This is a genomic window from Streptomyces formicae (genome assembly GCF_002556545.1).
GTDB classification, from domain to species: Bacteria; Actinomycetota; Actinomycetes; order Streptomycetales; family Streptomycetaceae; genus Streptomyces; species Streptomyces formicae_A.
Genome location: NZ_CP022685.1, coordinates 7,610,564 through 7,630,446, shown reverse-complemented (window position 1 = coordinate 7,630,446; position 19,883 = coordinate 7,610,564). Strand labels below are relative to the sequence as shown.

The following is a 19,883-nucleotide window of genomic DNA, read 5'->3' as shown; positions in this document are numbered from 1 at the left end:
GCTCCCGTTCCGTGGGAGTTCACGAGACGCGGAACAGGGCGGCCTTGACCGACTGGAAAGTAACTTCCGCCATGCGATCGGCGGCGCCACGACGTTACGTCAGCGCACCCCGGCCGCGGAAGACCCCGGAGCCGCTCACCTTGATCGGCACGACCGCGCCCACCTGCCCGTTCGGTCATCGAATGCTGCCCTTCCGCTTCTGGTCCCGTCCGGTGCCCTTCGGGAAGCATGGGTGCCTCTGTCACCGAGGAGCCCCCCGTTGCGCGAACACGACCACGCCAGGAAAACCGCCCCAGCGACGTCGCGAGCCGCGGCCCGCAGATCCCCGGCCGGAGCGGGCTCCCCCTTGCAGCGGCTCCAGGCGCTCCAGGCCGCCGCGGGCAACGCCGCCGTCGTCCAACTGCTTCAGCAGGACGAGCGGCAGGGCGAACAGCGGGGCGAACAGCCCGTGGTGCAGCGGGCGCCGGGGCAGGACTCGATGGCCATGGACATCGACCAGCGGGACTTCTCCGATGCCGAGGAGATCTCGGACGGCGGCATGGACTCCGAGGCGGACGAGGCCGACTACCAGTCGTTCATGGCCGAGCGCGGCAAGTACCCGCGGTCCACCACTCCGACGCCCCAGGAGGCGGTCGGGTTCGGCGACAGCAAGTACGGCGTCGACCCGGCCAAGGTGAAGACGATGCGCGAGGACAAGGCGGGCGGTGGGCGCCCCCTCCCGCCGCTGCTCTACCGCAAGGACAACGAACTCCTGTACCGGTGGGACAAGCGCACCCCCGACCAGATCCTCGGCAAGGGGTTCGACGCCTGGAACGACAAGCTCCCGGCCAGCCTGCGGCACTACCAGAAGCTGCTGCAGAAGACCGGTTTCGTCAGCACCACCCGCTCCCCCGGCGGATACGTGCCCGACTGGGCACGCCAGCCCGACGGCAGCGGCTACCGCTATGTGATCAGCGCGCCCGGCGGCATCGACCTGGTGGACACGCTGGGCACCACGTCCTTCGTCCAGCAGCAGGAGGTCATCTTCTGGCGGGGCATGACGGCCGGTCACATCCTGCGCGCGGAGCTGTGCGACAAGAACGGCAACATCCTCAAGGTCATCCCCGCCGGTGGCGCCGGGGCGGGGCAGGCCGCGGCCGGGCAGGGCGACGCGATGGACATCGACAGCGACTGAGCGGTGGCCGCTCGCGCGGCGGCCCCTCGCGCGGGTCCTGACCGCGCGAGGGGCGCCGGAACAACCGGTGGCCGTGGGCCGGTGGCTCAGTGCGCCACGGCCTGCCCCGGCACCCGCGTCTCCGCGATCGCCTCGCCGCCCTCCATCGGCGCCGTGACGTCGTCGTCCTCACGGCCCTTGCCGATGTGGTTGAAGACCAGGTTCAGGAGGACGGCGGCCACGCAGCCCGTCGAGATGCCCGAGTCGAGGATGATCTTCGCGGTCTCCGGGAACGCGTGGTAGAACTCCGGCGCCGCGATCGGGATCAGGCCGACGGCCAGCGAGACCGCCACGATCAGGACGTTGTTGTCCTTCTCCAGGTTCGCCTTCACCAGCGTCTGGATGCCGCTCGCCGCGACCGAACCGAAGAGGACCACGCCCGCGCCGCCGAGCACCGGGCGCGGCACGACCGCGATCAGCGACGCCGCCATCGGGCACAGACCCATCAGGACGAGGAAGCCGCCGCCCGCCGCCACGACGTACCGGCTGCGGATCTTCGTCATCGCGACCAGACCGATGTTCTGCGCGAAGGCGCTGCACATGAAGCCGTTGAAGAGCGGGCTGATCGCCGAGCCGAGGGTGTCGGCGCGCAGGCCCGCCGCGATGGTCTTCTCGTCGGCGGGGCGGTCGACGATCTCACCGAGCGCCAGCATGTCGGCGGTGGACTCGGTCATCGAGACCACCATGACCACGCACAGGGAGACGATCGCGGCGGCCGCGAACTGCGGGGCGCCGAAGTGGAAGGGCGTCGGGAAGCCGACGACGTCCGCGTCGCCGACCGGGCCGAAGTCCGTGACGCCGAAGGGGATCGCGATGACCGTGCCGATGACCAGGCCGAGCAGTACGGCGATCTGCTTCACGAACCCGGTGGTGAAGCGGCGAAGGAGCAGGACGACCACGAGCGTGATGCCCGCGAGGCCCAGGTTCTTCATCGAGCCGTAGTCGTCGGCCCCGGGGACCGGTCCCTGCGCCCAGCCGAAGGCGACGGGCATCAGCGAGATGCCGATCAGGGTGATGACCGTGCCGGTCACGACCGGCGGGAAGAAGCGGATCATCTTGGAGAAGAACGGGGCGGCGATGAAGCCGAGCACGCCCGCGACGATGACCGCGCCGAAGATGATCGGCAGCGCGTCGTCCTTGTCCTTGGTGGAGTCGACGACGGCGAGCATGGGCGCGACACCGGCGAAGGTCACGCCGTTGACGAAGGGGAGGCGGGCGCCGATCTTCCAGACGCCGAGGGTCTGCAGGAAGGTCGCGAGGCCCGCGGTGAAGAGACAGGCGCCGGTGAGGAAGGTGAGTTCCTTGGCGGAGAGGCCGATCGCCGCTCCCACGATGAGCGGGGGCGCGACGACTCCCGCGTACATGGCGGCGACGTGCTGGAGGCCGGTCGTCGCCATCTTCAGCGGGGGGAGCTTCTCGTCGACGGGGTGTATGGACCCCTCGTCGGTGTCCGGGCCCGGGGTGGTGCCTGGGGTGGTGCCTTGCTTGGTGAACCTGGGCTGATTGGCCACTGTGGCTCCTCCGGTTGTTTTCCGGTCCCGGCTGAGCGCCGGCACTTTTCGCTTCTGGGAGGTGGTGCGTCGTGCAAGGACTTGCTCGGTATGAGGTTGTGGGTGGTGCTGAGAGGTACCGGCGTGGCCGGTGGAAATGCGCCCAGGTAGTGCTGACCGCCCCGGGAACGCGAAGTTTTGGGCCGCGTTCCGGGGCGGCAACTTGAGCAGCCCGCTCGGCTGCTCAAGTCCGGTCGAGGGCCGTCCCCCTCAACCGGAGTTCATGGGTTCAGCTCCCGGCGGCGATCCGCGCGAGACGCTGCGCCTCCTCCCGCGTGGAGCGGGCGATGGCGTCCTCGTCGGCGTGCAGCAGGCGGCCGTTCTCGACGACCGGCTCGCCGTTGACGAGGGAGAGCGTGACCGGGGCCGCGGCGCCGAAGACGATGGCGGTCACCGGGTCGGCGATCGAGGCGTGCCCGATGCCGTCGATCTTCCAGAGCACCAGGTCGGCGAGCTTGCCCGCCTCCAGGGAGCCGATCTGCGTGGCGCGCCCCAGGACCTGCGCGCCACCGTAGGTGCCGAGGCGCAGCGCCTGACGGGCGTTCAGGGCGGCCTCGCGGTGCGCGCCGAGGCGGTTGATGAGCAGGGCGTTGCGCAGCTCGGTGTGGAGCTCGCCGGACTCGTTGGAAGCGGTGCCGTCGACGCCGAGGCCGACGGGGACGCCCGCCTTGAGCATGTCGGGGACGCGGGCGATACCGGCCGCCAGACGCGCGTTGGAGGACGGGCAGTGGGCAACGCCCGTACCGGTACGGGCGAACGCCGCGATGTCGGAGTCGTTCATGTGGACGCAGTGCGCCATCCACACGTCCTCACCCAGCCATCCGGTCGACTCGAAGTAGTCGGTCGGGCCCATGCCGAACAGCTCGTGGCAGAACTTCTCCTCCTCGACCGTCTCGCTGCCGTGGGTGTGCAGTCGTACGCCGAGGCGACGCGCCAACTCGGCGCCCTGCTTCATGAGTTCGGTGGAGACGGAGAACGGCGAGCAGGGCGCGACGGCCACCTGCGTCATCGCGTCGAAGGACGCGTCGTGGTGCTTCTTGACGGTCTCCTCGGTCGCGGCGAGCGCGCCTTCGAGGGTCTCGACGGCGAAGTCCGGCGGCAGGCCGCCGTCCTTCTCGCTGCGGTCCATGGAGCCGCGGGCCAGGGTGAAGCGGACGCCCATCTCGGAGGCGGCACGGATGATCGAGCCCGACAGGTCGCCGGAGCCCTTCGGGAAGACGTAGTGGTGGTCCATGGCGGTGGTGACACCGCCGCGGGCCATCATGCCGAGGGAGCCCTGCGCGGCCGCGTACGTCATCTGCTCGTCGATGCGCGCCCAGGTCGGGTACAGCGCCACCAGCCAGTTGAACAGGTTGTGGTCGGTGGCCAGGCCCCTGGTGATCCACTGGTAGAAGTGGTGGTGCGTGTTGACCAGGCCGGGCGTGGCGAGGTGTCCCGTGCCGTCGACGCGGCGCACGACGTTCTCCAGGCCCTCGGGAGCCTTGCCCGCCCCGATGGACTCGATCCTGTTGCCCGCGACGACGATGTGACCCGAGGCGTACTCGGTGTCGGTGGCGTCGACCGTCGCGATGGCGACGTTCTCGATGACGATGCGCTCGACGGCGCCTGCGGTGCTGCTGGGGGTTGCCGATGCTGCCATGGTGCTTCCTTTACTCGGTGAGTGGCGATGTGGGCACGGCATGACCCTAGGAAGATTTGAGTGCCGCAGCCGCGTTGGCGCTGCTACGGGTGCCGAGATGGTGGAAGAACAGGTTGAGCGTGACCGCGACGAGCGCACCGGCGCTGATGCCGGAGCCGAGCACGGTCTGGGCCCACGCGGGGAACTCCGCGTAGAAGGTGGGCGCGGCGAGCGGGATGATGCCCGCTCCGAGCGACACGGCCACCAGGATGATGTTGGAACTGTCGTCCAGGCCCGCCTCGGAGAGCGTACGGATGCCGCTGACCGCGATGGAGCCGAAGAGGACGATGCCCGCGCCGCCGAGCACCGGCATGGGGACGACGTTCACGACCGCGCCGAGCACCGGGAAGGCGCCGAGCACGATGAGCGCGCCGCCCGCGACGGCGACGACGTACCGGCTGCGGACCCGGGTCAGGGAGACGACGCCGACGTTCTGCGCGAAGGCCGAGGTCGGGAAGCCGCCGAACACCGGTCCCACGAGCGTGGCGATGCCGTCCGTGCGCAGGCCGCGGGTGATGGTCTTCCCGTCGGTCTTGCGCTCGCAGATCTCGCCGAGGGCCAGCATCCCGGCAGCCGACTCCGTCATCAGGACCAGCATCACGATGCAGAGCGAGAGGATCGCGGCGGGCTGGAAGACCGGCGCCCCCGCGGCGAACGGCGTGGGCAGCGCGGCGAGCGGCGCCGTCTGTACGGAGGTGAAGTCGGCCATCCCGAACGGGATCGCGGCGAGCGTGCCGATGAACATGCCTGCCAGCAGGGCGACTTGCTTGAGGAAGCCGCGGCCGAAACGCTGGAAGAGCAGGATCACGACGAGCGTGAAGGCGGCGAGCGCGAGGTACTTCATGTCGCCGAAGGTCGGGTCGGTCTCGTCCCCGCCCTGTGCCCACTTGACCGGCACGGGCATCAGCGTGACGCCGATGAGGGTGATGACGACGCCGGTGACCAGCGGCGGGAAGAAGCGGAGCAGTCGGCCGAAGAAGGGTCCCACGGCGAGACAGAAGACGCCCGCGACCATCACCGCGCCGTAGATCGCCGGGAGTTGGTCGCCCTTGGCGTTGGTCTCGGCGATGGCGAGGATGGGCGCGATGCCCGCGGAGGAGGCGGCGTTGACGAACGGCAGGCGGTTGCCGACGAAGCCCTTGACGCCGAGGGTCTGCAGGATGGTGGCGAGACCGGCGATCAGCAGACCCGCGGCGATCAGCCGGGTCTGGGCCACGGTGTCCAGGCCACACGCCTGGCCGATGATGAGCGGAGGGGTGACGACACCCGCGTACATGGCGGCGATGTGCTGGAGCGCGGCGGGGACGAGCCGCGAGGGGTGGAGCTTCTCGTCCACCGGATGACAGGCGGCGGTCGAGCCGCCGTCAGCTGAGTCAGCTGTGTCCGGTGGGGTGGAACATGGACCTTCTGCGGGCCCCGATGCAGGCTGTGCCATTGCTGTTCCCTCCGGTGTGGCGCGCCCCCGCCCACTGCGGTGGGGCGGGGGCGCGCGTCCCGCGTCAGAGGTTGGTCATGTCGACCGGGATCTTCGGCTCGACGCCGTCCCGCAGGATCGTGGCCTCGATGAGGCCGTAGGGACGGTCGGCCGCGTAGTAGACGGCGCCGTCCTTGGCCTCGTTGTCGAGTCCGAAGGCGGAGAGGTCCTGGCGGAAGTGGTGCTTGTTGGGCGCGGAGAAGCGGATCTCGTCGATCTCGCTGCGGTTGTTGATGACCCGCGAACCCATCTGGTAGAGCGTCTGCTGGAGCGACAGGGAGTAGGTCTCCACGAAGGCCTGCAGGATGTGCTTCTTGGACTGCTCGTACGACCGCTCCCAACTGGGCATGCGCTGCTCGTCGTTGGTCCAGTTGTGCCGCCACCAGGTGGACAGGGAGGTGGCGAGGATGCGGTCGTAGTCCTCTTGCAGGGTCGTGTACTTGTCCTTGATGTAGCCCCAGAACTCGGAGTTCGTGGAGTTCATCACGGTCAGGTCCTTCAGACCCGAGAGGACCTCGAAGTTCTCCCCGTCATAGGTGATCTGGGCGAGCCGCGTCTCCTGGCCCTTGCGGACGAAGGAGTGCTTGACCTCGTCGGCGCCGATGAACTTGGAGTTGCTGTCGGAGCCGCCGATGCGCTCCCAGGAGTACTCCTCGATCCGGATCCGCGCGCGGTGGATGGAGGGCTGGCTGTCCACGAAGTGCCGGGCGAGGTGGATGCCGTACTGCTCGGCGGACTCGATGCCGTATTCCTTGGCGAACGCGAAGCAGGTGTTCTTCGTGGTGTCCGTCGGCAGGCAGTTGGCGTTCGAGCCGTTGTAGTGGACGTCGTCCAGGTCGCCGGAGAGGGCGACCGAGACGTTCAGGTCCTTGATGTGGTGGGTGTCGCCGTCCCGCGTGATCTTTACGACCCGGTTCTCAGCCTTGCCGTACTGGTTCTGTCCCAGAATGGTGGGCATGTCTGCTAGCTCCCTCGGTAAACGGAGTAGCCGAACGGGTTGAGCAGCAGCGGTACGTGGTAGTGCTCGCCCGGCGTGACGGCGAACGTGATCGCCACCTCCGGGAAGAACGCTCCGGTCGCACCGCTGTCCCGATTCGCGGGGGCGTCCTGCTGCGCCTCGGCTTGCTTGTTCTTCTTACTCAGGAAGTACGCCTCGGTCTCGAAGTCGAGACGTACGTGGGTGGTGCCTTCCGGCAGCGCCGGGAGGTCCTTGCAGCGGCCGTCCGCGTCGGTCGCGCTGCCGCCGAGCGCCTGCCACTCCTCGCCTGTACCACTGCGGGCGGACAGGGAGATGGCGACGCCCTCGGCGGGGCGCCCGACGCTGGTGTCCAGGATGTGGGTGGACACCGAGGCGGTGGTGGCGGTGCTCATGCGTCGCTTCCTTCTTCTGCGAGTGCTACGAGACGGGTGAGACGGATGCGGTTGATCTTGCCCAGTTCGGTACGGACGATCTCCCGCTCTCCCTCCGCCTCGTTCTCGATCCGGATCCTGAGCTGTCCGAGCATGAACTCGGCGGTGGCGCCGGTCGCGCAGATCAGGAAGACGTGCCCGAACTTCTCCTGGTAGGCCAGGTTCAGTTCGAGCAGTTCGGCCTTGAGCTCCTCGGAGGCTCCCGCCATGCCCCGCTGTTCGCGGGACGAGGTCGGGTCCCCGGGCTTCGGGCGGCCGATCGGCGGGTGCCCCGCCATCGCCTCGGCCAGATCGCCGGCGGTGAGCTCGGCCATGGCGGCGTCGCTCGCGGCGAAGAGGGCTTCGACAGTGGCGTAGGGGCGCTGGGAGAGGAGCTTTCCTCCCCAGGCCGAAGAGGCGCATACCTCGTGGAGGGCGGCGGTGGCCGCGGCCTCCTCCAAGGCGTTGAACCGGGTGAGACCCGGTGTCGTACTCGAAGTCACGGGAGCCTCCGTGGCCTTGTGCTGGACGGGCTGCGGAACAGCTAAGACCTTCAACAACACGGCGTCAACAGTTTGTTGAAATAACTTGAACAAAGAAGCCGCCACCCGTTCATACGGGTGACGGCTCAGCTGCGAAGAGTGACTCGGGGGGAGGCCCCGCAAGGGGCGCGGGGAACTGCGCGACCAGCCACCACCGGCCCGCAGAGGGGACAATCACCCCTCCTTAGCGGCGTTCTCCCTGTTCAGGTAGTTGTAGACGGTGAAACGGCTGACGCCAAGGGCGCTCGCCACCGTCTCCACACCATGCCGCACGGAGAACGCTCCGCGCGCCTCCAATATGCGTACGACCTCCTGCTTCGCCTTGCGGTCCAGCTCGGACAGTGGACACCCCCGCTTGCGCTCAAGGGCGAGCAGGATGTGATCCAAGGAGTCGGCGAGCTGCGGCAGCCGCACGGCCACCACGTCCTCGCCCTCCCAGGCGAGGACGACGTCGTCGGCCCCCGCCTCCGCGGGCGGCATCAGCTCGCCGCCCATGGCGTCCACCAGCGGCTTCACCGCGGTGACGAAGGGGTCGTCCCCGAAGCTGGTCACTTATCCCCCTCCCCCGGCTTCCGCGGCTCCCCCGGTTCGCCGATCACGTTGACCTGCAACGAGACACGGGTCGCCCCGGCCTCCAGGGACTGGCGCAGCATGGCATCGACCGCGGTGAGCACGGCGTCGATGCCGCCCTCCGCCGTATTGCCGAACGGACCTACGTCCACCGCGTCGAGCGAGGCCCCCTCGATGACGTCGCGGGCCACCAGCGCGTGCGCGGGGGCCTCGTCGAGATCGAAGGGTTCGGTCGTGAACTCCACTCTCAATCGCACGCGGAACAACCTACTGCCGGTCCTCGAATTTTCGGCAGCCCCCTCTTGACAGCTTCCTCGGATCACATGCACTCTTCCATCAAGCAGAAATGAACTTCCGCAATACGGAAGGAGCGCGGAAGCCCCATGGGATACTCCGACCAGCGCTTCAATGTGAACCTGTCGATCCTCTTCACCGAGCTCCCGCTCCTGGAGCGCCCCGCGGCCGCCGCGAAGGCAGGCTTCGGCGCGGTCGAGCTGTGGTGGCCCTGGGTCGACGCCCCCACCCCCGAGCAGTCCGAGCTCGACGCCCTGAAGAAGGCGATCGAGGACGCGGGCGTCCAGCTGGTGGGCCTGAACTTCTACGCCGGACAGCTGCCGGGCCCCGACCGCGGCGCCCTGTCGATCCCCGGCGAGGAGAGCGAGAAGTTCCGCGCGAACCTCGCGGTGGCGGCCGACTTCGCCAAGTCGCTCGGCTGCACGGCGCTCAACGCGCTGTACGGCAACCGCGTCGACGGCGTGGACCCGGCCGTCCAGGACGAGCTCGCCCTGGAGAACCTGGCGCGCGCGGCCCGCGAGGCCGACCGCGTCGGCGCGATCCTCCTGATCGAGGCCCTCAACAAGCCCGAGTCGCCGCTCTGCCCCATCGTGAGCGCGCCCAAGGCGATCGAGATCGTCGACAAGGTGAACGCCCTCACCGGGCTCGGCAACGCCAAGTTCCTGATGGACCTGTACCACCTGTCCATGAACGGCGAGGACCTGCCGTCGGTCATCGAGCGGTACGCCGCCCAGACCGGCCACGTGCAGATCGCGGACAACCCGGGCCGCGGCGCCCCCGGCACCGGCTCGCTCCCCCTCGAGGCCCTTCTCGACCAGCTCAAGAAGGTCGGTTACGAGGGCTGGGTCGGCCTGGAGTACAAGGCCGGGGACCGCCCGAGCGCCGAGGTCTTCGACTGGCTGCCCGCCGAGGCCCGCGCCGCGCGCTGAGCGCCAACTCACCGTCGTACGTCAGCAGTTAGAGAGGCACCCTCATGAGCAACCTTCCCAAGATCGCGTGGATCGGCCTCGGCATCATGGGCTCCCCCATGTCCGAGAACCTGATCAAGGCGGGTTACTCCGTCACCGGCTTCACCCTGGAGCAGGACAAGCTGGACCGCCTTGCCGCCGCCGGTGGCACCGCCGCGAAGTCCATCGCCGAGGCCGTCAAGGACGCCGACGTCGTGGTCACGATGGTGCCCGCGTCGCCGCAGGTCGAGGCCATCGCGTACGGTGCCGACGGCATCCTGGAGAACGCGAAGGCGGGCGCGCTGATCGTCGACATGTCGTCGATCACGCCGCAGACCTCCGTGGACCTGGCCAAGGCCGCCAAGGAGAAGGGCCTGCGCGTCCTGGACGCCCCGGTGTCCGGCGGCGAGGCCGGTGCCATCGAGGCCGTGCTCTCCATCATGGTCGGCGGTGAGCAGGCCGACTTCGACGAGGCCAAGCCGCTCCTCGACGCCCTGGGCAAGACCATCGTGCTGTGCGGTCCGCACGGCTCGGGCCAGACCGTCAAGGCCGCCAACCAGCTCATCGTCGCCGTGAACATCCAGGCGTGCGCCGAGGCCGTGGTCTTCCTGGAGAAGTCCGGCGTGGACCTGACGGCCGCGCTCGACGTCCTCAACGGCGGCCTCGCGGGCTCGACCGTGCTGACCCGCAAGAAGGACAACTTCCTGAACCGGGACTTCAAGCCCGGCTTCCGGATCGACCTGCACCACAAGGACATGGGCATCGTCACCGACGCCGCCCGCAACGTCGGTGCCGCCCTGCCGGTCGGCGCGGTCGTCGCCCAGCTGGTCGCCTCGCTGCGCGCCCAGGGTGACGGCGGCCTGGACCACTCCGCCCTGCTGCGCTCCGTCGAGCGCCTCTCGGGCGCCGAGCTCTAAGAGCTCCCCCATGAACTTCCGGGCCGCGGTGGCGCTGACACCTGTCCTGTCGCGCCCAGGCGTCGCCGCGGCCCGGAACCCCATCATCAACTTCAACAAACTGTTGACGTAGCAGTTCAGGGGTCCTTACGCTCCGAACACCTCAGCAGTCACAGCACGGAAGGTCACGATGTCGAAGCGCGTGCTTACGACCGAGTCCGGCGCCCCCGTCGCCGACAACCAGAACTCAGCCACCGCCGGCGTCGGTGGCCCGATCCTGCTCCAGGACCAGCACCTCCTGGAGAAGCTCGCCCGCTTCAACCGTGAGCGCATCCCGGAGCGAGTCGTGCACGCCCGCGGCTCCGGTGCGTACGGCCACTTCGAGGTGACGGACGACGTCACCGGCTTCACCCACGCCGACTTCCTCAGCGAGATCGGCAAGCGCACCGAGGTCTTCCTGCGGTTCTCCACCGTGGCCGACAACCTCGGCGGCGCCGACGCCGTCCGCGACCCGCGCGGCTTCGCGCTGAAGTTCTACACCGAAGAGGGCAACTACGACCTCGTCGGCAACAACACCCCGGTGTTCTTCATCAAGGACCCGATCAAGTTCCCCGACTTCATCCACTCCCAGAAGCGCGACCCCTTCACGGGCAAGCAGGAGCCGGACAACGTCTGGGACTTCTGGGCGCACGCCCCCGAGGCGACGCACCAGATCACCTGGCTGATGGGCGACCGCGGCATCCCCGCGTCGTACCGCCACATGAACGGCTACGGCTCGCACACCTACCAGTGGACGAACGCGCGGGGCGAGGCCTTCTTCGTCAAGTACCACTTCAAGACGAACCAGGGCATCCGCAGCCTCTCCGCCGAGCAGGGCGCCGAGACCGCGGGCAAGGACCCCAACTCGCACCAGACGGACCTGCTCCAGGCCATCGAGCGCGGCGTGAACCCGTCCTGGACGCTGCACGTGCAGATCATGCCCGCGGCGGAGGCGGCCGAGTACCGCTTCAACCCGTTCGACCTCACCAAGGTGTGGCCGCACAAGGACTACCCGCTCCAGCGCGTCGGCCGTCTGGTCCTCGACCGCAACCCCGACAACGTGTTCGCCGAGGTGGAGCAGGCGGCCTTCTCCCCGAACAACTTCGTGCCGGGCATCGGCCCCTCGCCCGACAAGATGCTCCAGGGCCGCCTGTTCGCCTACGCGGACGCGCACCGCTACCGCCTGGGCGTCAACCACACCCAGCTCGCGGTGAACGCCCCCAAGGCGGCCAAGGCCGACAACTACGGCCGCGACGGCCTGATGGCGTCCAACGCGTACGGCCGTGACCGCAAGAACTACGAGCCCAACTCGTACGACGGTCCCGCCGAGACCGGCCAGGCGCTCTCCGCGCCGCTCGCCGTCAACGGCTACACGGGCACGCACGAGGCCCCGGCCCACACCAAGGACGACGACTTCTTCCAGGCGGGCGAGCTCTACCGCCTGATGTCCGAGGACGAGAAGTCCCGTCTGGTGGCGAACATCGCCGGCGGCCTCTCGCAGGTCTCCCGCGACGACGTCATCGAGAAGAACCTCGCCCACTTCCACGCCGCCGACGCCGACTACGGCAAGCGCGTCGAGGAGGCCGTCCGCGCCCTGCGCGAGGACTGAGCGAGCAGCAGCATCTCCCAGGCTGCGCCGATGAGTTGACGGGAGGTCAGCTCATCGGCGCTGAGCCCGCACCGTCGTCACGGACCCGGATGAGGGGTGGTACGTGACACACGCGGGCAGGTACGGTCCGCGGCGGCTCTGCGAGCCAGTGCGGTGGTCATGGTCCGACGGATCCGCTCTCGACCTGAGGGAGCGGAACCCGCCGGTCCGTCGCACCCGCCGCGGTCCCTTCCCCGCCCCTCGCGCCGAGGGGCCCATGGACTCCGTCCGGCAGCGCGTACGCATGTTCCGCCAGTCGCGCGCCGTCGGGCGGCACCCACGTCATACGACGTCAGGCCGGAGCGCCGAGTACGGACGGTCCCGTACTCGGCGCTCTTCTGTGCCTCGATCAGTGCCGCGGTCAGTGGCTCGGGCCCTGCTTGCCCCGCCAGTCGCCGCCCTTGGTGTCCTTGCCGTACTTGCCCTCGTCCTTCGGGGCGTCGTACTCGATCCGCTCCTTGCGGACCGTGTCGGACACCTCCTGCTGCTCGGTGACGCGCTCCGTCTCCAGGCGTACCCGCTCCACCGGCACGGTCTCCTTGCTGACGACCGCCCGCTCCGCGTGCAGCGTCACCTCGGTCTGCCCCTCGCCGATCTGCGAGCGCACGCGCTCACCCTCGCGGATGGGCTCGCGCACCACGCGCACCTCCTCGTGCGAAACCGGCACGGTGGTGGTGACCTCCTCGGTCTCCACGACCTTGCGCAGCCGCGCGTGGCCGGACTCCGTCTCCTCGGTGCCGACCCGCAGCCGCTCCTCGGACCGCACGAGCGACTCGCCCTTCTCGTCCGCGCCCGCCGTGCCGCGGGTCGCGAACTCCCGTGCGCCCGCGTGGCGTCCGTGGCTCTCGGCGCCCATGCCGGTGCTCATCGCCCCGGCCGCGCCCGTCGCGTGACCGGTCTTCGCGGCATCGGCCCGCCCGCCCGTGCCCGCCACCGGAGTGCCGGCCGCGGTGCCCGCGACACCGCGCGCCCGCGCGTCAGGACGCGTCATGCCGTAGTGGGCGTACAGCTCCTGCTCCTGGGCCGCGTCCAGGTGGTGGTCGGCGTCCACCCGCGGCGCGTCCTTCACGACGTCCTTGGCGGGCCTGACCCGGAGCGTGTCGTCCTGGCGTGCCGCTCCGTCCAGTGGCACGAAACTCTCCTTCGTGCCGAACAGGCCGGTCTTCACCGTCACCCACTCGGCCTGTCCCGTCCGGTCGTCGAGGTAGACCTGCTCGACGGAGCCGATCTTCTCGCCACTGCCGTCGTACGCCGTCAGGCCCTTGAGTGCGTCGGGATTGCTGAAGGCCTCGCCCTGCGTCATGGGTGATCACTCCCTCAGGTGCGCGACTGGCACGGCTCGAAACCCGGCCACGGGACCGCGCACCCTCCGTTCTCCATCGCGCTGCTTCGGCGGCCCGAGTGCAATCGCGAAGCTCACGCAGGGTTTCCGGACCGGTTACTCGAAGGGCGATACGCGCCTGGTTGAGGCGCGGGGACGGGACAGGAGCGCTCACCCCCGATTAGCCCGTTCGAGTGATGCCCCCGGGTACGCCGAAGGGGCGGTCCACCCCCCTCTGGTGGACCGCCCCTGTCAGCGTTCGGCGTCGCGTCGGACCTTCGGTCGCGTCGGACCTCCGGTCGCGTCAGACCTTCAGCGGACGGATCGCCGTGGGCGCGTGGCCCGGCTCCGTCGCCAGCTCCTCGAACTCCGAGACGTCGGAGATGTCCGCCGTCTTGCTCATCGCGATGTTCGTGATGCGCTCCAGGATCGCCTCGACGACCACCGGCACCCGGTGCTCGGCCGCGAGCTTCTTGGCCAGCTCGAAGGCGGGCAGGAGCTCGTCGGGCTCGGTGACGCGGATCGCCTTGCAGCCCAGGCCCTCGGCGACCTTGACGTGGTCGACGCCGTAGACGCCCAGCTCCGGGGAGTTCTGGTTCTCGAACTCCAGGTTGACCTGGAAGTTGATGTCCAGACCGATCTGCGCCTGCCTGATCAGGCCGAGGTAGGCGTTGTTGACCAGGACGTGGACGTACGGGATGCGGTGCTGCGCGCCGACCGCCAGTTCCTCGATCATGAACTGGAAGTCGTAGTCGCCGGAGAGCGCGACGACCGGGGTCTCCGGGTCGGCCTTCGCGGTGCCGAGCGCGGCCGGGATGGTCCAGCCGAGCGGGCCCGCCTGGCCGCAGTTGATCCAGTGGCGGGGCTTGTAGACGTGCAGCATCTGCGCGCCGGCGATCTGGGAGAGGCCGATGGTGGTGACGTACCGCGTCTCGGGGCCGAACGCCTTGTTCATCTCCTCGTACACGCGCTGCGGCTTCATCGGCACGTTGTCGAAGTGCGTGCGGCGGTGCAGCGTGGACTTGCGCTCCAGGTGGGAGGCGACCCACGCCGAGCGGTCGGGGAGCTTGCCCGCGGCCTTCAGCTCCTTGGCCAACTCGACGAAGAGTTCGAGCGCGGCCTTGGCGTCGGACGCGATCCCGTAGTCGGGGGCGAAGATCTTGCCGATCTGCGTCGGCTCGATGTCGACGTGCACGAACTTCCGGCCCTGGGTGTACACATCCAGCTTGTAGCCGGTGTGGCGGTTGGCCCAGCGGTTGCCGATGCCGAGGACGAAGTCCGACTCCAGGAACGTCGCGTTGCCGTAGCGGTGGCCGGTCTGCTGGCCGACCATGCCCGCGTTCAGGTCGTGGTCGTCCGGGATGGTGCCCCAGCCCATCAGGGTGGGCACGACCGGGGTGTTGGTGATCTCGGCGAACTCGACCAGGAGGTCGGAGGCGTCCGCGTTGATGATGCCGCCGCCCGCGATGATCAGCGGCCGCTCGGACTCCAGGAGCAGGCCGATCGCCTTCTCGATCTGGGCGCGGGTCGCCGTCGGCTTGTAGACCGGCAGCGGCTCGTACGTCTCCGGGTCGAACTCGATCTCGGTCATCTGGACGTCGATGGGCAGGTCGACGAGAACCGGACCAGGGCGGCCCGAGCGCATCAGGTGGAACGCCTGCTGGAAGACGCCGGGGACCTGCGCGGCCTCCAGGACCGTGACGGCCATCTTGGTGACCGGCTTGGCGATCGACGCGATGTCGACGGCCTGGAAGTCCTCCTTGTGGATCACGTGGGTGGGCGCCTGGCCCGTGATGCACAGGATCGGGATGGAGTCGCCGATCGCGGAGTACAGACCCGTGATCATGTCGGTGCCCGCCGGGCCCGACGTACCGATGCAGACACCGATGTTGCCCGGGTTGGCCCGGGTGTAGCCCTCGGCCATGTGCGAGGCGCCCTCGACGTGGCGGGCGAGGGTGTGGTCGATGCCACCGCCCTCCTTGAGCGCCTTGTAGAAGGGGTTGATCGCGGCGCCCGGAACACCGAACGCGTTGACGACGCCTTCGCGCTTGAGGATCTCAACTGCCGCGCGGGCAGCGGTCATACGAGCCATGGGAGTTCTCCTGCTTCGACAACAGCTTCGACGAGTCGACAGCTGTGGCGGCCTCGCGGCCGCCGCGTACGGCTGGCGGTTTCGGCTCCCGTCGCGCCCCGCGGTGAGCTTCAGTTTCCGCATTGTGGAAAGTTTGTTCTGCTATATGGAAGCAATGTAGAGGCGTCCTGCGGAGACCGTCAAGAGACATCCGGGATCCGGGCGCCCCGGCGGGCCGGGAACCACGCCCGCCGCGGCGGCGTCCCAGACGGTGAATTCGGGCCACACCGTCACGACACGGCTGGGGGGCGATCGTGGCCGCAACACCCGTGACGTACGGCCGCTGGACGGCCGGGACGCTGCTCGGACGGGGCACGACGGGAACGGTCCGCCTCGCGCACGACGCGACGGGCCACGCCGTCGCCCTCAAGGTGGTGCACACCTTTCTCGCCAGGGACGAGGAGTTCCGCGCCCGCTTCGCCCGCGAGGTCGCCACGCTCGGCGCGGTGCACGGCCGCCACACGGCCGCGCTCGTCGACGCGGACGCGGGGGTGGAGGCGACGGTGCCGTGGGTCGCCATGGAGTACGTGAGGGGTCCTACGTTGCACGCGCGCGTGGGAGGTGCGGACGCGGTCGGTGGCGGCGATCCCCTGCCCCTCGGCGAACTGCGTTCCCTCGCGGGCGCCCTCGCGTGGGCGCTGGACACCGTCCACGGTGCGGGCCTGGTCCACGGCGGCCTGAAGCCGTCGAACGTACTGCTCGCCGAGGCGGGGCCGCGCGTCGTCGACTTCGGGATGGCGCGGGCGATGGACGACGCGTCGAGCGACACGGAGCGGAGTGCCCGTGGCCTCCCTTACGCCGCGCCGGAGCAACTGGCCCAGGCCCTGTCGACGCCCGCCGCCGACGTCTTCTCGCTCGGCGCGGTGCTCGCCTTCGCCGCGACGGGGCACGCGCCCTTCGCGGGCGGCCCGCGCGCCGTACCCGGCGACCCCGACCTGGCGGGCGCCCCGGAGCCGGTGCTTCCGCTGCTCGCCGCCTGCCTGGCCGTGGATCCGGCGGCCCGGCCCACGCCCCGCACGGTCGCGCGCATGGCGGGCCACCCGCTGCCCGGCAGCCGCCGCAAGGCGCTGACGGTGGCGACGGTGCTCCTGGCCTTCGCGAGCCATCACGTCAACTCGGCACCTCGGCACCGCACTTTGGTGGACGATGGAACGGAACGGCGCGCCGGGGCCGACGGCACCCCGGGCTGACGGCAGGCGGTGGCGGTAATGACGGACGACGGCGTGCCGGTACGGTGCCCCCTCTGCCGACGCGAGCACGCCTACGCTCCCCCGGCGTTCCCCTGCGCGTGCGGCACCCTCGTGGTCCCCCCGATCGCCCGCGGCACGACGGCGTCGGTCATCACGGACCAGACATGGGCGGACTCCTGGGTAACGGTCCGCTGCCTGGCCTGCGGCCGCCCGAGCCAATGGCCCCAACCGGAACTGGGCTGCGCCTGCGGCGCGATCCTCCGCGTCCCGGTCATCCCGGCAGTCCGCACGTCCCGCCCTCCGGCACGGTGGGCTCGGCCGTCGGGGGGTGCGGGCTTTCCGGGGGACTCGGTGGGGCCGGGTGACGTGGCGGGATCGGGTGACGCTGGGCCGACGGAGTCGGCGGGTGGGTCCATGGGGGTGGCGGGCTCAGGGGGTTCGGAGGGGCCTGAGGGTGCAGAGGGGCGAGGAGGTCTTGCGGATCCGGCGAGTCCAGAGGGCCCGGCAGACCCAGTGAGCCCGCCGGGACCAGCAGATCCCGCCGCGCCAGCGGGGTCGACCGGACCGGCGAACCCAGCACCCTCGGCGGGATCGGCGGGTCGTGCCAGCTCCGCCGATGCAGTGCGGCAAGCACGTCAGGCGGGACCGGGGAGCCCGACGGACCCGAGCAGCTCCACCCGCGCACCGCACCACACGGACCCGGCAGTACCCGAGGTGCCGACGGACTCAGCGAGTGCGGGCGGCACGGCGAAGGCGGAATCACCAAGGGCGGGCTCGACGGGAGCGTCGCGTTCGGCGGCATCCGCGGACACGACAGGACCGGCGCGTTCGCCGGGACGAACAGGTCCGGCAGATCCGACGGACCCGGCAGATCCGGTCGACCCCACAGAACCGGCAGGCCAGGCAGGCTCGCTGAGCCCAACGGGACCGGTTGGTCCAGGAGGCCCGGTGGCCCCAGGAGGTTCTGTCGACCCGGCGAGCCCAGCAGGCCCGGTTGGCCCGGCAGACCCGGCAAGCCCCACGGGACCAGCAAGCCCCACAAGCCCAGCAGACCCCGCAAGCCCCCCAGGCCCAACAGATCCGACGAGCCCAACACACCCCGCCGATTCGACGCACCCCACGGGCCCCACAGCTTCGCCCGACCTCACAGGTGCTGCCCCAGCCCGACGCACCGACCCCACAAGCAGCCCTGCCCCAGCCCGACACACCGACCCCACAACTAGCCCCACCCCACCCCCACACACCGACGCCCCAGAGCTCCCCGCCCCCGACGGCCCCGCTCACATCCCCCTGCCCCGGACAGCCCCGCGCCCCCGCCCCGCCTTCCGGCCCATGACCATCCGCGACGCGCGGGACGCCGTCACCGTTGCCGCGCTCTATCTGCGGTGGCTCGGGTATCTCCATACGCGCAGTGCCACGCTCCGGCCGCCCTCGGGCGTGCGGATCACCGCGCGCGGGATCGTCGCCCAGGTGGAGCCCTCGCTGCGGCGCACCGCGCCGCGTGATGTCGAGTGTCTGTGGCTGAGCGCGATGACCGAGGCCGACGAGACCGCTCTCGCCTGTGCGTTCTTCTCGCTCGCGGGGTACACCGACGAGGCCCGCACCCGTGCGGACGCACTCGGCGTGCCGCTCTTCACGATGGATCTCACCGGCACGCCCCAGCCGGTCAACAGCGCGGCGGACGAGCTCATCGCGACGGGAGCGTGAGCGCCGCCTCCGTGGCGCGCGGGCCGAGGACGTGGCGGGTCAGCGCCACGGCGGCGAGCAGGGCCACCAGGGCGCACACCCCGGGCCAGCCGAACCGGTCGTACGCGCGTACGCCGAGCCAGGAACCGACGCTGCCGCCCAGGTAACCGCACGTCATGTACGCCGTGTTGAGCCGCGCGCGGGCCTCGTCGCTCAGGGCGAAGATCCGTACCTGGTTGGCGACCATGCCCGACTGCATCGCGACGTCGAGCAGCAGCGAGCCCACCGCGAGCCCCGCGAGACCCACCGCTCCGCCGAGCCCGCCGAGCAGGAGCACCCCGGCCGCGCCGAGGACCGCGACGAGGCAGACGAGGTTGACCGCGTCGGGGCCGCGCCGGTCCACCATCCGGCCCGCCACGGGCGTGCAGAGCATCGTCCCCGCGTTGACGAGCGCGAGCGCCCCGACGGCCGACGCGCCAAGACCGTACTCCGGGCCCGTGAGCAGCAGCGCCACACCGGTCCACAGCGCGGAGAACCCCCCGAAGACCGTGGCCTGGTAGACGCAGGAGCGGCGCAGCTCCGGTTCGGTGCGAAGGAGGTGGAGCGAGGCCGCGAGCAGTGCCGGGTAGCGCTGCTTCGACGGAGCCGTCGTGCGCGGCAGGGCGCGGGCCAGGACGACCGCGATGAGCAGGGCGACCGCGGCCGTCATCAGGTACGGGGCCCGCCAGCCGAGCCACTCGCCGACGCTGCCGCCGAAGGCGCGGGACAGCAGCATCCCGCCGATCGACCCGCTGAGGAGCGTGCCGGTGACCGCGCCGCGCCGGTCGTCGGCGACCAGGCCCACCGCCATGGGCGCGACGATCGGGGCGATCACGGTCGTGACGCCGACGAGGACGCTCGCGGTGACGAGGGACCCGATGCCGGGCGCCGCGCCCGCGCCGAGCAGACCGAGCCCGGCGAGCGTGAACAGCGTGACGAGCAGCGGCCGGTGGGGGAAGCGGTCGCCGAGCGGTACGAGGAGGAAGATGCCGCCCGCGTAGCCGAACTGGGTCGCCGTCACCACGGAGGCCGCCGTGTCCGGCGAGACGCCGAGGCCCTCGGCGACCAGCGGACTGATGGCCTGCGGAAAGTACACGTTGCCCACGCCCACGCCGCAGGCCACGGCGAGCAGCCACACCGTCCCCCGGCCGATCCCTCGCGGAGGCCGCCGCCGGGGAAGGCCGTCGGAGCCCTCGCCGGTCCCCGCCGAAGGAGGCGGGCCGGACTCACCGGGCTGGGAAAGACGCACACGTACCTCACGGGGATCGGTGGAAGG

Annotated in this window: 17 protein-coding genes; 6 read left to right on the top strand and 11 right to left on the bottom strand. The window is 70.2% G+C overall.

Annotated elements, in window-relative coordinates; translation table 11 throughout:
• Nucleotides 1–346 precede the first annotated feature (346 nt).
• Nucleotides 347–1,174 (top strand): scabin-related ADP-ribosyltransferase, encoded by an 828-nt coding sequence (locus tag KY5_RS33225; RefSeq protein WP_098245665.1) that lies wholly within the window; start codon nucleotides 347–349, stop codon nucleotides 1,172–1,174.
• Between the two features lie 86 nt (nucleotides 1,175–1,260).
• Here KY5_RS33225 and KY5_RS33220 read toward each other — a convergent pair whose 3' ends face one another.
• The 8 genes from KY5_RS33220 to KY5_RS33185 form a co-directional block, all read right to left on the bottom strand.
• Entirely contained in the window at nucleotides 1,261–2,610 is a 1,350-nt protein-coding gene (locus KY5_RS33220) for a nucleobase:cation symporter-2 family protein (protein ID WP_098247636.1), read from the bottom strand.
• Nucleotides 2,611–2,992: 382 nt separating this feature from the next.
• A complete protein-coding gene (locus KY5_RS33215) occupies nucleotides 2,993–4,402 on the bottom strand; it encodes an 8-oxoguanine deaminase (RefSeq protein ID WP_098245664.1) in 1,410 nt (469 codons plus the stop codon).
• 46 nt (nucleotides 4,403–4,448) lie between these two features.
• Nucleotides 4,449–5,876: a nucleobase:cation symporter-2 family protein gene (locus KY5_RS33210; RefSeq protein WP_098245663.1), complete on the bottom strand. Its 1,428-nt coding sequence runs from the start codon at nucleotides 5,874–5,876 to the stop codon at nucleotides 4,449–4,451.
• Between the two features lie 64 nt (nucleotides 5,877–5,940).
• Nucleotides 5,941–6,873, bottom strand: a complete 933-nt coding sequence (gene pucL / locus KY5_RS33205; protein ID WP_098245662.1) for a factor-independent urate hydroxylase — start codon at nucleotides 6,871–6,873, stop codon at nucleotides 5,941–5,943.
• A gap of 5 nt (nucleotides 6,874–6,878) precedes the next feature.
• A complete protein-coding gene (gene uraH / locus KY5_RS33200; protein ID WP_098245661.1) occupies nucleotides 6,879–7,286 on the bottom strand; it encodes a hydroxyisourate hydrolase in 408 nt (135 codons plus the stop codon).
• Nucleotides 7,283–7,807 (bottom strand): 2-oxo-4-hydroxy-4-carboxy-5-ureidoimidazoline decarboxylase, encoded by a 525-nt coding sequence (gene uraD / locus KY5_RS33195; RefSeq protein ID WP_098245660.1) that lies wholly within the window; start codon nucleotides 7,805–7,807, stop codon nucleotides 7,283–7,285. Before uraD ends, uraH begins: the two co-directional genes overlap by 4 nt.
• Before the next feature lie 213 nt (nucleotides 7,808–8,020).
• Complete coding sequence (locus KY5_RS33190; RefSeq protein ID WP_098245659.1) at nucleotides 8,021–8,398, bottom strand: helix-turn-helix domain-containing protein; 378 nt, start codon at nucleotides 8,396–8,398, stop codon at nucleotides 8,021–8,023.
• A complete protein-coding gene (locus KY5_RS33185; RefSeq protein WP_098247635.1) occupies nucleotides 8,395–8,673 on the bottom strand; it encodes a hypothetical protein in 279 nt (92 codons plus the stop codon). The genes KY5_RS33190 and KY5_RS33185 overlap by 4 nt, the downstream gene beginning before the upstream one ends.
• A gap of 126 nt (nucleotides 8,674–8,799) precedes the next feature.
• On the opposite strand from KY5_RS33185, the gene KY5_RS33180 reads away from it, so the two are divergent.
• The 3 genes from KY5_RS33180 to KY5_RS33170 all read left to right on the top strand — a co-directional run bounded on the left by KY5_RS33180 (nucleotide 8,800) and on the right by KY5_RS33170 (nucleotide 12,201).
• A complete protein-coding gene (locus tag KY5_RS33180) occupies nucleotides 8,800–9,639 on the top strand; it encodes a TIM barrel protein (RefSeq protein WP_098245658.1) in 840 nt (279 codons plus the stop codon).
• A gap of 44 nt (nucleotides 9,640–9,683) precedes the next feature.
• Nucleotides 9,684–10,574, top strand: coding sequence for a 2-hydroxy-3-oxopropionate reductase (locus KY5_RS33175; RefSeq protein ID WP_098245657.1), 891 nt, complete (start codon nucleotides 9,684–9,686; stop codon nucleotides 10,572–10,574).
• A gap of 169 nt (nucleotides 10,575–10,743) precedes the next feature.
• Nucleotides 10,744–12,201 (top strand): catalase, encoded by a 1,458-nt coding sequence (locus tag KY5_RS33170; protein ID WP_098245656.1) that lies wholly within the window; start codon nucleotides 10,744–10,746, stop codon nucleotides 12,199–12,201.
• A 400-nt stretch (nucleotides 12,202–12,601) separates the two neighbouring features.
• Here KY5_RS33170 and KY5_RS33165 read toward each other — a convergent pair whose 3' ends face one another.
• Complete coding sequence (locus KY5_RS33165) at nucleotides 12,602–13,543, bottom strand: DUF2382 domain-containing protein (RefSeq protein WP_098245655.1); 942 nt, start codon at nucleotides 13,541–13,543, stop codon at nucleotides 12,602–12,604.
• Between the two features lie 322 nt (nucleotides 13,544–13,865).
• Nucleotides 13,866–15,653 carry a glyoxylate carboligase gene (gene gcl, locus KY5_RS33160; protein WP_098245654.1) on the bottom strand — a complete coding sequence of 596 codons (1,788 nt, stop codon included), beginning with the start codon at nucleotides 15,651–15,653 and terminating at the stop codon, nucleotides 13,866–13,868.
• 293 nt (nucleotides 15,654–15,946) lie between these two features.
• Between gcl and KY5_RS33155 the strand changes: the two genes are divergently transcribed.
• Both KY5_RS33155 and KY5_RS33145 read left to right on the top strand, forming a co-directional pair.
• Entirely contained in the window at nucleotides 15,947–16,882 is a 936-nt protein-coding gene (locus tag KY5_RS33155) for a serine/threonine-protein kinase (protein ID WP_159072659.1), read from the top strand.
• Between the two features lie 1,332 nt (nucleotides 16,883–18,214).
• Nucleotides 18,215–18,589: a hypothetical protein gene (locus KY5_RS33145; RefSeq protein WP_199843352.1), complete on the top strand. Its 375-nt coding sequence runs from the start codon at nucleotides 18,215–18,217 to the stop codon at nucleotides 18,587–18,589.
• Here the strand turns inward: KY5_RS33145 and KY5_RS33140 are convergent.
• Nucleotides 18,570–19,760 carry an MFS transporter gene (locus tag KY5_RS33140; protein ID WP_234363251.1) on the bottom strand — a complete coding sequence of 397 codons (1,191 nt, stop codon included), beginning with the start codon at nucleotides 19,758–19,760 and terminating at the stop codon, nucleotides 18,570–18,572. The two genes, KY5_RS33145 and KY5_RS33140, sit on opposite strands and share 20 nt — an antisense overlap.
• Nucleotides 19,761–19,883: the final 123 nt, after the last annotated feature.